This is a genomic window from Segeticoccus sp. (assembly GCF_035708005.1).
Genome location: NZ_DASSTI010000028.1, coordinates 1 through 12,276, shown reverse-complemented (window position 1 = coordinate 12,276; position 12,276 = coordinate 1). Strand labels below are relative to the sequence as shown.

Annotated in this window: 12 protein-coding genes; 4 read left to right on the top strand and 8 right to left on the bottom strand. The window is 73.7% G+C overall.

Annotated features, from left to right (window positions below; genetic code table 11):
• A partial coding sequence (locus VFL99_RS03140; RefSeq protein WP_325104870.1) for a DMT family transporter occupies positions 1 to 825 on the bottom strand: 825 nt, incomplete at its 3' end.
• 75 nt (positions 826 to 900) lie between these two features.
• Here VFL99_RS03140 and VFL99_RS03135 point away from each other — a divergent pair.
• Both VFL99_RS03135 and VFL99_RS03130 read left to right on the top strand, forming a co-directional pair.
• Positions 901 to 1,425, top strand: a complete 525-nt coding sequence (locus VFL99_RS03135; protein WP_325104869.1) for a 2'-5' RNA ligase family protein — start codon at positions 901 to 903, stop codon at positions 1,423 to 1,425.
• A gap of 157 nt (positions 1,426 to 1,582) precedes the next feature.
• Positions 1,583 to 2,434, top strand: coding sequence for a GNAT family N-acetyltransferase (locus VFL99_RS03130; protein WP_325104868.1), 852 nt, complete (start codon positions 1,583 to 1,585; stop codon positions 2,432 to 2,434).
• Positions 2,435 to 2,440: 6 nt separating this feature from the next.
• Here VFL99_RS03130 and VFL99_RS03125 read toward each other — a convergent pair whose 3' ends face one another.
• Positions 2,441 to 3,388 carry a helix-turn-helix domain-containing protein gene (locus VFL99_RS03125; protein WP_325104867.1) on the bottom strand — a complete coding sequence of 316 codons (948 nt, stop codon included), beginning with the start codon at positions 3,386 to 3,388 and terminating at the stop codon, positions 2,441 to 2,443.
• 206 nt (positions 3,389 to 3,594) lie between these two features.
• Here VFL99_RS03125 and VFL99_RS03120 point away from each other — a divergent pair, with 206 nt between their 5' ends.
• Together VFL99_RS03120 and VFL99_RS03115 are read left to right on the top strand one after the other, a co-directional pair.
• Complete coding sequence (locus VFL99_RS03120) at positions 3,595 to 5,382, top strand: proline--tRNA ligase (RefSeq protein WP_325104871.1); 1,788 nt, start codon at positions 3,595 to 3,597, stop codon at positions 5,380 to 5,382.
• Positions 5,379 to 6,155, top strand: coding sequence for an HAD family hydrolase (locus tag VFL99_RS03115; RefSeq protein ID WP_325104866.1), 777 nt, complete (start codon positions 5,379 to 5,381; stop codon positions 6,153 to 6,155). The genes VFL99_RS03120 and VFL99_RS03115 overlap by 4 nt, the downstream gene beginning before the upstream one ends.
• A 22-nt stretch (positions 6,156 to 6,177) precedes the next feature.
• On the opposite strand, the gene VFL99_RS03110 is transcribed toward VFL99_RS03115, so the two are convergent.
• The 6 genes from VFL99_RS03110 to VFL99_RS03085 form a co-directional block, all read right to left on the bottom strand.
• Positions 6,178 to 7,461 carry a CapA family protein gene (locus VFL99_RS03110; protein ID WP_325104865.1) on the bottom strand — a complete coding sequence of 428 codons (1,284 nt, stop codon included), beginning with the start codon at positions 7,459 to 7,461 and terminating at the stop codon, positions 6,178 to 6,180.
• A gap of 35 nt (positions 7,462 to 7,496) precedes the next feature.
• Positions 7,497 to 8,051, bottom strand: coding sequence for a TIGR03086 family metal-binding protein (locus VFL99_RS03105; RefSeq protein WP_325104864.1), 555 nt, complete (start codon positions 8,049 to 8,051; stop codon positions 7,497 to 7,499).
• 79 nt (positions 8,052 to 8,130) lie between these two features.
• A complete protein-coding gene (locus VFL99_RS03100) occupies positions 8,131 to 10,119 on the bottom strand; it encodes a thioredoxin domain-containing protein (RefSeq protein ID WP_325104863.1) in 1,989 nt (662 codons plus the stop codon).
• 111 nt (positions 10,120 to 10,230) lie between these two features.
• Positions 10,231 to 10,743, bottom strand: a complete 513-nt coding sequence (locus VFL99_RS03095) for a hypothetical protein (RefSeq protein ID WP_325104862.1) — start codon at positions 10,741 to 10,743, stop codon at positions 10,231 to 10,233.
• Between the two features lie 75 nt (positions 10,744 to 10,818).
• Positions 10,819 to 11,781, bottom strand: coding sequence for a hypothetical protein (locus VFL99_RS03090; protein WP_325104861.1), 963 nt, complete (start codon positions 11,779 to 11,781; stop codon positions 10,819 to 10,821).
• On the bottom strand, positions 11,778 to 12,276 hold a 499-nt coding region (locus tag VFL99_RS03085), incomplete at its 5' end, for a cytochrome b N-terminal domain-containing protein (RefSeq protein ID WP_325104860.1). The genes VFL99_RS03090 and VFL99_RS03085, both read right to left, overlap by 4 nt.

Here is a 12,276-nt window from a genome sequence, read left to right as displayed (position 1 = left end):
GGTGATGAGCACGACGGCGACCGTGCAGACCACCAGGCCGAACTGCTGCAGGCGGCGCCACCGCTCGTGCAGCAGCACCCGCGCGAGCAGCACGGTCACGCCGGGGTAGAGCGAGGTGAGCACCGCGACGACCGCGAGCTCGCCGCCCCCGGTCGAGGCGAGGAAGAGCAGGTTGGCGGCACCGCCGAGCGCGCCCGCCGCCAACGCCGGACCCCCCGCTGCGCGCCACGGGATGCCGGTGTCCCGAGCCCACCAGAGCACGATCGGCGCGACCACCACGACGGACACCGCCTGTCCGGGGATGAGGGGCCACGGGCCCGACGCCGTCCCCGCTCGGTCGAGCGCCACCATCATCGTGCCCAGACCTGCACCGGCCAGCAGGGCGTAGACGACGCCGCTGCTGCGCTTGCTGCCGGCCGTGCTGTTGGCCGAGACCAGCGCGATCCCGGGGAACGCCAGCGCGAGCCCGACGAGCACCGGGACCGAGGGGCGGCTCACGGTGACCAACCCCACGACGACCGGGATCAGGGCGGTGAGCACCGCGGAGACCGGCGAGATCACGCCCATCCGCCCCACCGCCAGCCCTTGGTAGAGCATCACCGTGCCGAGTCCACCACCGACGCCGCTGAGCACGCCCCACCACACCACCCCGGCGCTCGGCGGCTGGGCCGGCCAGAGCAGGAGGGCGACCAGCGCGGCCGCCAGCCCCATCGGCTGGGCCAGCAGGGCCACCGCGCCGCTGCTGGCGCGCCGGCTGCCGATCCCCGCGACGAAGTCGGAGGCACCGTAGGCGCTCGCCGCCAACAAGCCGAGGAGGACTCCCACCCGGCGAAGGCTATGCCACCCTTTGACCTCCCCGGAGCCGCCGCCGACGCGGCGCCTCGCCCTACCCTGAGCGACATGGCGCTCGCGCTCTGCCTCCTCCCGGACCGGCGGGGTGAGCGGGCGCTGCGCGGCCTCTGGGACCGGCTGGAGGAGGCCGGGGTGGGCAGCCTGCGCTCCCACACGCACGGCCGGCACGTGCCCCACCTGTCCTACGTCGTGCTGCGCGACTGGGACGACGACGCTGTCCGCAAGGCGGTGGCCGACCTGCCCGCCGGCGCCCCCGTGACGCTGTGGTTCGACGGTGTCGGCTTCTTCCGGCGCGGCCGGGCTTGGTTGGTCCCGACGCCCGACATCGACCTGCTGCACCGGCAGCGTCGGGCGCTCGCGGCGGTGACCGAGACCGGCGCCGACGTCCACCGCCACTACGAGGCGGCCACCTGGTGCCCGCACTGCTCGCTGGCTCCGCGGGTACGGCTGCAGGCGATGCCCACCCTCGCGGCCATCGTGTATGACGTGCTCCCGCTGGTCGTGCACTTCGACCGGGCCGCGTGGGTCGACAGCGGGACGGGGGAGCGCTGGCCACTGCCCCAGCTCCCCTGACCCGGCCGCCACGCGCGTGGCCCGCTCACGACGGTTGTTGCTGAAGGGACGCCGCTCGGCGGGACCGCGCAGACTCAGCAACAATCGACCCGGGTCGGAGCAGCGGGAGGGCCGCGTCGTGCTCGACACGCCCGCTCCGGGAAGGCAGGCTGAGCCCGTGCTGCGCACTCACAGCCCGGTCCGGGCGCTCACGCCGGCGGACCGCGACCGCGCGTTGGAGGTCTGCGCGCGCAACCCGGCCGCCAACGTGTTCGTCGCGGCCCGGGTCCTCGAGGGCGCGCTGCAGAGCATGCCGGGCGCCCTGCTCGGCTATGCCGACGGGGACGAGCTGCAGGCCCTGTGCTGGGCCTCGGCCAACGTCGTGCCGGTCGAGTGCGACGACGAGGCCGTCGACGCCTTCGCCGGCAAGCTGCGCCGCCACCGGCGGCGGTGCTCCTCCCTGTTCGGCCCGGCCGAGCAGGTGCTGCCGTTGTGGTCGCGGCTGACCCGGTCGTGGGGGTCGGCCCGGGAGGTGCGCGCCAACCAGCCGCTGCTCGCCGTCGATGTCCTGGCCCGCCAGCGCGCCGGGGTGTCCGCCGACCCCGGGGTCCGCGTCGCCCGGCCGGACGAGGTGGACCTCGTCGTCCCGGCGGCGGCTGCGATGTTCCGCGAGGAGATCGGCTACCCACCGTTCGAGGGATCGGACCGGGCCTACCGCAACTCGGTGGCCACGCTGATCGCCCGGCAGCACACCTACCTGCGCCTCGACGACGAGGGCCGGGTCCTGTTCAAGGCCGACGTGGGGTCGGCCGCCATCGGCGCCGCGCAGGTCCAGGGGGTGTGGGTCTCGCCGGCTCACCGCGGACACGGCCTGGCCGCGCCCGCCATGGCGGCGGTGGTCGACCTGGTGACCCGGGACGTCGCCCCCCTGGTGTCGCTCTACGTCAACGACTACAACGCACCAGCGCGGTCGGCCTACGAGCGGGTGGGGTTCACGCAGACCGGCCGGTTCGCGACCGTGCTCCTCTGAGCCGGCTCAACCGACCGGCTCGGCGACCCAGCGCATCGGGTCGCCCCAGCCCAGGTCGGTGATCCCGGCGTGGTCCAGCGCCAGGGCGACGAGGGTGCGCCGGTGCGCGGCGAAGGTGAGCACGTGGGCGACCATCCCGCCATACGTGAACACCTCGGCGGGCTCACAGAGCGCGTCGACGAAGGTGTCGTCCAGGCGCCCGTTCTCACAGACCTCGCGGACGTGCGCCAGATAGGTCGGGCCCTCGTCGGCGAGCCGCTGCCGCAGCCCGGCGATACTCTCGTGCTCCTCGACCGACCAGTCGTACTCGCGGTTGGCGAGGGCCGCGTTCCACATGCCCATCTGCCCCACCAGCCGGGACAGCAGCGAGCGGAGGGTCTGCCGGTCCGCGTCGACGTCCAGCTCGATCACCTCGTCGAGCAGGGAGTCGCTGAGCCGGGCGGCGCGGTCGATCATCTCGCCGGTCAGCCAGATGTGGTGTTCGACCATGCGGGTCAGCAGGTCCATGGGGGTCACCAGCCTTCGTGCGGGCAGCCGCAGGCTGCCGGGTGGGTGGAAGTGGACGTCGCTCGGCGCGGCGATCCGGATGGTGCCGGGCGCGCGGCGCCAGTCCCGCGGAGTGCGCCCGTAGGCCCGGGTGAACGCCCGGGTGAATGCCTCGTGCGAGCCGTAGCCCGCCTCCACCGCGACGTCCAGGATGCTGTGGTCGGTGGTCACGAGCCGGTATGCCGCGCGCTCCAGCAGGACGCGGCGGCGAAACCTCTGCGGTGGCTCACCGGCCACCGAGGAGACGACCCGGTCCAGGTGGAAGCGGGACAGGTGCAGCCGGGCCGCGATCGCCGCGCCGTCAGCCTCGTGGCAGGGCAGGTGCTCCGGCCCCTTGCCGTCGGCGTCGGCCAGGCCATCGGCGAGCACCGCGAGGAAGGCGGCGAAGGTGTCGGTGGCGGTGCTCATGGGTCCATCGTGGCGGGTCCCGGGTCACGGTGGCTTGATCACCGTTGCGCAGTCCGCACGCGATCGCTCGGGGCCCGGTCCGGGTGGGGCCGTGCGCGTGGGGAAACGGTGGTGAGGCTGCCGGCGCCCGACAGATATCGTGAAGGTGCCCGCAAGCGTGCCGGCACGAACCGACCCGAGGAGCACCACCCGTGACCCAGCAGGCCATGCGCATGTCGACCCTGTTCCTGCGGACCCTCCGTGAGGACCCGGCCGACGCCGAGCTGCCCAGCCACAAGCTGCTGGTGCGGGCCGGCTACATCCGGCGCGTGTCCCCGGGCATCTACAGCTGGCTGCCGATGGGCCTGAAGGTGCTGCGCAACGTCGAGCGGATCGTGCGCGAGGAGATGGACGCGATCGGCTCCCAGGAGCTGCTCTTCCCGGCGCTGCTGCCGAAGGAGCCCTACGAGGCGTCGGGGCGGTGGACGGAGTACGGCCCCAACATCTTCCGGCTGCAGGACCGCAAGGGCGGCGACTACCTGCTCGGCCCCACCCACGAGGAGCTGTTCACCCTCACGGTGAAGGACCTCTACTCCTCCTACAAGGACCTGCCGCTGTCGATCTACCAGATCCAGACGAAGTACCGCGACGAGGCGCGTCCGCGCGCGGGCCTGCTGCGCGGCCGCGAGTTCGTCATGAAGGACTCCTACTCCTTCGACCTCGACCAGGCCGGGCTGCAGAAGTCCTACGACGCCCACCGCGACGCCTACGTGCGGATCTTCGACCGGCTCGGCTTCGAGTACGTCATCGTGGCCGCGATGTCCGGCGCCATGGGCGGCTCGGCCTCGGAGGAGTTCCTCGCCACCTCCGAGAACGGTGAGGACACCTACGTGCGCTGCGCCAACTGCGGGTATGCCGCGAACGTCGAGGCCGTGCGCGTCCCCGTCCCCCAGGCCAGGTCGTATGCCGACGCGCCGGCTGCCCACGTCGAGGACACTCCCGACACCCCCACCATCGAGACCCTCGTGGCGGCCCTGAACGCGCGCCACCCGCGCGCGGACGGACGGCCGTGGACGGCTGCGGACACGTTGAAGAACGTCGTGGTCATGCTGGTGCACCCGGACGGGCAGCGGGAGCCGCTCGCGATCGGCCTGTCCGGTGACCGCGAGGTCGACGAGAAGCGGCTGGCCGCGCAGGTGGAGCCCGCCGAGGTGCAGGCCTTCGAGGCCACCGACTTCGCGGCGAACCCGGCGCTGGCCAAGGGCTACATCGGCCCGGGCGTGCTGGGTGCCGAGCGGGCCTCGGGCATTCGCTACCTTCTCGACCCGCGCGTCGTGGAGGGCACCCGCTGGGTGACCGGCGCGGACGAGACCGACAAGCACGTGCTCGACCTCGTCGCCGGTCGTGACTTCACCGGTGACGGCACCATCGAGGCGGCCGAGGTCCGGGAGGGCGATGAGTGCCCGAACTGCGGCCACGAGCTGCACACGGCGCGCGGCGTCGAGATGGGCCACATCTTCCAGCTCGGCACGAAGTACGCCGAGGCCCTCGGCCTGAAGGTCCTCGACGAGAACGGCAAGCTGGTCACCGTCACGATGGGCTCCTACGGCGTGGGTGTCTCCCGCGCGGTGGCCGCCGTCGCGGAGGGCAACCACGACGAGCTGGGGCTGGTCTGGCCGCGCCAGATCAGCCCCGCCGACGTGCACCTGGTCGCCACCGGCAAGGACGAGTCGGTCTTCGCCAAGGGCGACGAGCTCACCGCCGCCCTGCAGGAGCGCGGCATCACGGTGCTCTACGACGACCGGCGCGGCGTCAGCCCCGGCGTGAAGTTCAAGGACTCCGAGCTGATCGGGGTCCCGACGATCGTGGTCGTCGGGCGCGGCCTCGCCCAGGGTGTCGTCGAGGTCAAGGACCGTCGCAGCGGTGAGCGTCGCGAGGTGCCGGTCGAGCAGGTCGTCCACGCCGTGGTCGAGGAGGTCCGGGGCGGCGAGCCGGCCGACCCGGCGGCGCGGTGAGTGCGCGCGGCCCGGCCGGCGACGGCTGTGCCGGCGACAGCGGCGGCCCGCCCGTCGAGGCCGTGATCTTCGACTGGGGCGGCACGCTCACCCCCTGGCACAGCATCGACCTGGCCGAGCAGTGGCAGGTCTTCGCCCGGCAGGTGCACGCCGAGGAGCAGCAGGCCCGCTCCCTGGCCGAGCGGATCCTCGCCGCGGAGGGTGCGGCGTGGCGCCGGGGGCGGGAGGACCACAGCAGCGCCCGGCTCGGGGAGATCCTCGCCGAGGCGGGCCTCGACGAGGGCGACGTGCACCGGGAAGCCGCGCTCACGGCATACCGGGAGTTCTGGGAGCCGCACACGTTCACCGACGAGCAGGTGCGCCCGCTGTGGGAGGGACTGCGCGCCCGCGGCGTGCGGGTCGGCGTCCTGTCCAACACGATCTGGACCGGCGACTACCACCGCGGCATCTTCGCCCGCGACGGCGTCGCGGACCTCATCGACGGCGAGGTCTACTCCAGCGAGATCGCGTGGACCAAGCCGCACGCCGGTGCCTTCCGGGCGGCAGCCGCGGCCGTGGGCGTCGCACCGGACCGGGCGGTCTACGTCGGCGACCGGCCGTTCGAGGACGTCCACGGCAGCCAGGCTGCCGGGATGCGGGCGATCTGGGTGCCCCACTCGGACATCCCGGCCGAGCAGCAGGTGGCGGTGGAGGTGACCCCGGACGCCGTGGCCCACGAGCTGCTCGACATCCTGGGCATCGTCGACGCGTGGGGTCTTCCAGGTCGCGGCTGAGGCGCGGGTCAGCGGGGTCGGGTCAGGAACGGGGCCGGGCGTCGCAGGCGCCGTCGCCGAGCGCATTGACGGCACTGACCGTGCGGCGGTAGGACGCGCCGTGGTGGGCTGGCGTCGCCAGCCGGATCACGTGGCCCTTCGTCTGCACGTAGGTCGGCTGGTACTCCAGACCCGTGCGCCAGGTGCCGTCCGGCCGGCGCTCGAAGGTGGCCAGGACGAGCACGCCGTCCTGGTTCGACGGGGTGAGGCCGTTCGCCTGCGAGGGGGCCTGGTTCGACAGGAAGTTGCCCATGCCGTACATCACGTAGCGGCCGTTGATCTTCTCGCACGGCTGCACCACGTGGACGTGCGAACCGACGATGAGGTCGACCCGGCCGGACGTCAGCAGGGCGCGGGCCAGCTCGCGCTGGTCGGTGGTGGGCTGTTGGTGGTACTCCAGCCCCCAGTGCATGCTCACCACGACCAGGTCGGCGCCGTGCCGTCGGGCGGCGCGGGCGTCCTGCTCGATCCCCTCGGCGCCGCGGGCGGGCCACAGGTAGTGCCGCATCCACGGGGCGTCCGCCGGGACGTCGGTGTTCGGGCTGCCGTTGTTGAGCAGCGTGTAGGTGTAGGCCAGCTGCGCGATCGTCACGCCGCCGGGGGTGCGGTAGTAGGCGGCCCGCCCGGCGTGGGAGGCGGTCTTGCTCGAGCCGACCTGCCGCAGGCCCGCCGAGCGCAGCGCCGTGACGGTCTCGCGCATCCCGGTCAGCCCGCGGTCCCAGACGTGGTTGCCGGCGGTGTCGCAGCCGTCGATCCCGGCCCACTTCAGGCCCTTCGCGATCTGCCGGGGGGCGTTGAAGTTCAGCACGTGCGGGACGGTGAGGTTGGTGTCGTCGGTGGAGATCGGGCTCTCCTGGTGGCAGATCCCGACGTCCGCGGCCGAGATGAGCGGGCGCACGTGGCGGAACATCGGCCGGAAGTCGTAGGCGTCGGCCCCTTCCCCGGCCCGCCGGGCGTCGGTCCGGGCGTCCTCCTGGACGCTGTAGTGCACCAGGATGTCGCCGGTCGCCGCGATCGTGACGTCGGTCGCCGAGGAGCCGGGCCACGCGGAGGCGGCAGCGCTGGTGTGCTCCGCCCCGTTGTCGCCGGGGGCGGTCGTGCCACGACCGGCGGAGGAGGCTGGTGACGCGGGGGCGTTCGCGGACCCGCTGCTCGCGGGGGCGCTTGGAGCCGAGCCGGTGGCGTTGCCGCTGCAGGCGCTGAGCGCGAGCACCGCCGCCAGTGCTGCACCGAGGGCGGGGCACCGGGTCCTGCGTCGGCGAATCACCGCGCCAGCGTAACGACGTGGGTGGCTCCCGTCGGTCAGGTGGCCGCGGGTGTCGGGTCCCGTCCGGCGAGTGCCGCCAGCCGGTCCTGGACGGGAGCGTCGTCGGGCACGTCCACCGGCGGTCCGAAGGCCGCGCCCCGGTTGTCCGCCGACAAGTTGGTGCGGACGAACTCCAGCGCCCGTTCGGCCACGGCGGCGTCCAGCCGGTCGGTCGGCTGCCCGGTGGCGCGCGCCAGGTCCCAGCCGTGCAGCGCGAGCTCGGCGGTCTGCCAGTCGATCGCCTGCGGCGTCGCCGCGTCCCCGGCCTGGTGCCACGCGTGCAGCAGGTCGTCCGCGGCGGCGCGGAACGTCGCCGCCCGGTCCCCGGTGACCGGCTCCAGTGCGGTCGACCAGTCCGGGCATTCCCCACGGGCCGCGACGGTGAACGTGCGCACGCCGCCGACCAGGTGGGCCACGAGGGTGGACACGTCCCAGTCCCGGCAGGGCGTGGGGTGGCCGAGCTGGTCGTCGCGCACGTGCACCAGCAGGTCCCCGGCCTGGTCCAGGGCGTGGGAGAGCAGGGCGAGCGAGTCGTGGGTGTGGACGGTCATGGTGCCTCCTTCGGTCCATGACAGACCCCGGCAGCCGGGTCGTCAACAGGACGCGGGGCCCCACCCGGGCAGCGCTGGGTCAGGCCGTGGCCGCGGCGAGGGCCGCCCGGAGGGCCCGGGGGTCGGAGGTGGGTGCGTCGCACACGAACCCACGACACAGGTATGCCGTCGCGACGCCGCCGGGTGCCGGCCGTCCCGTGAGCAGCGGGAGCCCGGGCGCGTCCTCGGCGCCGGCGACGCTGACCAGCCCGGGAGAGGGGGACATCCGCGCGACCCGGAGCAGCTCGCCGCCGGAGCCGCCCGCGGGCGTGCTGACCGCGACCTGCAACGGCCCCGACAGCACGGCCTCGGCCACGGCCAGGGTCCACCCGGCGAAGCGGGGCTCGCGGGCGGCGACCGCGGCACTGGCGCGTAGCGCGGCCTCGGCGGCCGCCCGGTGCGCCTGGGAGCCGGTCAGGGCGCTGTGCGTCAGCAGGGCGCCGGCCAACGCCGACTGCCCGGCCGGCTCGGCGTTGTCGGCCGGGCTGCGCGGACGGGTGAACAGCTCCTCGGCGTCGTGCGCCGTGTCGTGGAAACCGCCGTCGGACGCGGCGAACCGCGCCGTGGCCCACTCCAGCACCGTGCCCGCGCGGTCCAGCCAGACGGCCTCGCCGGTCGCCTGGTGCAGCGTGAGCAGTCCCTCCGCGAGGTCGCCGTGGTCGTCGGCGACGCCGTCCGCCGCGCCCACCCGGCCGCCGCGGGAGACGCGCCGCAGCCGGTCGTCGACGACGTGCGTGTCCCACACGAGCCCGGCGCAGCGACGTGCCGCGTCCACGTACCTCGGCTCCTCGAGCAGCGCCCCGGTCTCGGCCAGCGCCGCGATCGCCAGCCCGTTCCACGCCGTGACGACCTTGTCGTCGCGCGCCGGCTGGGGGCGCTGCTGGCGTGCCTCCCACAGCCTGCGTCGCGTCGCTGCCCACCACGTCGCGTCGGTGGGGTCGGCCGGCAGCTGCAGGGTCGACATACCCGCTTCGAAGGTGCCGTCCGCGGTGACGCCCAGCAACTGGGCCGCGCGCTGTCCCTCGTCCTCGCCCAGCACCAGACGCAGCTGCTCGGGGGACCACACGTAGGTCAGCCCCTCGACGCCCTCAGTGTCGGCGTCCAGGGCCGAGGCGAACCCACCCTCAGGGGTGCCGAGGTCGCGCAGCAGGAAGTCCGCGGTCTCCCGCGAGACCCGTTCTGCCAGAGCGGAACCGGTGACTCGCCACAGGTGCAGGTAGACGCGCAGCAGCTGGGCGTTGTCGTAGAGCATCTTCTCGAAGTGCGGCACGACCCAGTCGGCGTCGACGGAGTAGCGGGCGAAGCCCCCGCCGAGCTGGTCGTACGTCCCGCCACGCGCCATCGCGGTGCACGTGCGCTCCACCATCGCCAGCGCGTCCGCGGACCCGGTCCGGGCGTGGTGGCGCAGCAGGAACTCCAGCACCATCGACGGCGGGAACTTCGGCGCGCCGCCGAAGCCGCCGCGGGCGTCGTCGAACTGGCGTCGCAGACCGGCTGCAGCCTGCGCCAGGGCCTGCGCGTCGAGGGCGGACGGGCTCGCGGCCGAGGACATCTCCCGCAGCCGGCCGGCGATGTGCGCGCTGCTCTCGAGCACGCGCTCGCGCTGCTCCGCCCAGACAGTGCGCACCTGCGCCAGCAGCTGGAGGAACTGACCCCTCGGGAAGTACGTGCCGGCGAAGAACGGCTCGCCGTCGGGGGTGAGGACACAGGTCATCGGCCAGCCGCCGTGCCCGGTCAGCGCCGTGGTGGCGCTCATGTAGACCGCGTCGACGTCCGGCCGCTCCTCGCGGTCGACCTTGACCGCGACGAAGTGCGGGTTGAGCGCGGCGGCGACCTCCTCGTCCTCGAACGTCTCGTGCGCCATCACGTGGCACCAGTGGCACGCGGCATACCCCACGCTCAGCAGGACGGGCACGTCGCGGCGGCGCGCCTCCGCGAAGGCCTCCTCACCCCACTCCTGCCAGTCGACGGGGTTGTCGGCGTGCTGCAGCAGGTAGGGGGACGTGGAGTCGGCGAGCCGGTTGGGCATGCGCCCACCGTATGCCGCGTGCGCGCCGTGCGACGCCGGGGCAGCCCGCGGGCCACCTGTCAGGGGACCGCCCGGCCGCGCACTCGGCCCCACGCTCCGCGCGGGCGCGCCTCACGGGGCGAAGAAGTTGGCCCTGAAGTCGCTGGACACCGGCTCGTGCACCAGCACCCGGGGCGCCAGGGGCCGGCGCAGCCTCAGCGTGGTCGCGCCCTCCCTGAGGCCGCCGCCGCACGCCGTCACCCTGCGCGGCGTGGCCCAGATGCCGACCGTGACCGCGCGGTCGGTCTCGGTGACGGTGACGCCCGTCCAGTCCTCGCAGCCCTCCTCGCCGGCCACGTACAGGATCGTCACGGTCGACCCGTCCTGGCGGACGAAGGCCCACGGCATGCTGACGGCGTCGCTCGAGGGCCGGGTCGCCAGGAGGGTCACCGGCGCCGGCTCGGGGAAGCTGTCGAGGACCGCCCGGCGCGCGTGGACCAACGGGTCGACGCTGGGCGTGGACGCGGCGGCACCCGTCGCTCCCGACGTGCCGGCCCCAGGTGCCGACCCGCAACCGGACACCCCACCGAAGGCCACGCCGAGGGCGGCCACGACGAACGCCGTCCTGCCTGCCCACCGCCGCATCGCGACCTCCCTCGCCCCACGGACAGTGAAGCACTCGGCGTTCCCGCGCCGCAGCGAACCGGCCACCCTCCGTCGTCAGGTGAGGTGCCGCCCGCCCCCGGACCGGCGGTACCAGTCGCGCCAGACGAGCCGGTGCACCGGGATCCAGCGGGGCAGGTCGCGCAGACCCGGGATGAACGGCACCAGGGCGAGCCCGAGCGTGAGCACCATCATCAGACCCCACACCAGGGCGTCGGCGTTGTCCGAGGTGGAGAACGGCGGCACCTGGTACCAGAAGGTGTACAGCCACAACCACGGCTGGCCCGGGTAGTTGCCCGTCTCGTTCATCATCCCCCACTGGTCGCCGCCGAGGCTGCGGGCGCGTGCCTGGTCCTCGAGGTAGGTGCCGTCGGCGAGCAGCAGCAGCTGCCGGGTGGGGTCGCTGCGGTAGAAGGTGCTCCCGCCCAGCTGTTGCTCCAGGCCGCCGGAGGCCGCCAGCCGCTCGAACCCGCTCGCGATCGCGGGCACCGGGCCGTACTGCCCGGAGGGAACCTTGGCCGGGTCGCCGTCCGCCTTGCCGAGCGCGGCCTCGTACGTGGTCGCCCACTGCGCGCGCTGGGCCGTCGGCGCGACGGACCAGACCCCGAGGGCCGCGGCGACCACCGGGCCCGGGTTGGAGCGTCGCAGCGGCGTGAGGACCAGGTCGTTCGCGGAGTCGACGGGGTACCGCACGCCGGCCCACTTCTGCAGCGGGACGCCGAGCAGCGTCTGGCCGGTCGAGGCGGAGTTGTACGGAGGTCCGTAGGAGGCGCTCGTGGAGTCGCCCGACAGCTCGGCCACGGCCGTCGCGACCACGTCGTTCGGTGCCGCCTTCGCCCAGTCCTGCAGGGTGAGCGCCTTCTCGTCGGGGGAGCCGAAGACGGCCGCCAGCACGGCCGTGAGGACGACGATCGCCGCCAGGGCCAGCACGAACTCCTTGACGAGGTCGTACGGCCGGGTGGGGAAGCCGTGGGAGTCGGGGGTGACCCGGTGCACACGCGGGCGGGTGAGGGTCGTCATCGCGGCACCTCCCGGGTCGTCGCCGTGGGCGTCTCTCGCGTGGTCGCTGGCGCCGACACCTCGTCGAGGGGCGGCACCACCCCGTGCCGCCGGACGAGGATGACGTGGGCGACCGCGATGACCCCGACGGCGAAGGGCAGCAGGACGACGTGGAACAGGATCATCTGGCCGGTGTCGAGCACGTTGAAGAAGGCGCCGATGCCGACCGAGTTGAGGCCGTCCTTGGCCTGGGTGCTGATCCACTGGCTGTCGAAGTTCGTCTGCACGAGGTAGCCCGTGAAGGCGGTGCCGATCGAGGCCAGGAAGGCGACGACGCCGGTGATCCAGGTCAGGGCCCGGCCACCCCGCCAGGCGGCCATCCAGAACTTGCCCCACAGGTGAATGACCATGAAGGCCATGAACAGCTCGACGCTCCACAGATGCAGGCTGTTGAAGAAGTGGCCGGTGGACGACGTGTGCCACCACTGGGGACCTTCGATCGCGAGGACGCCTCCC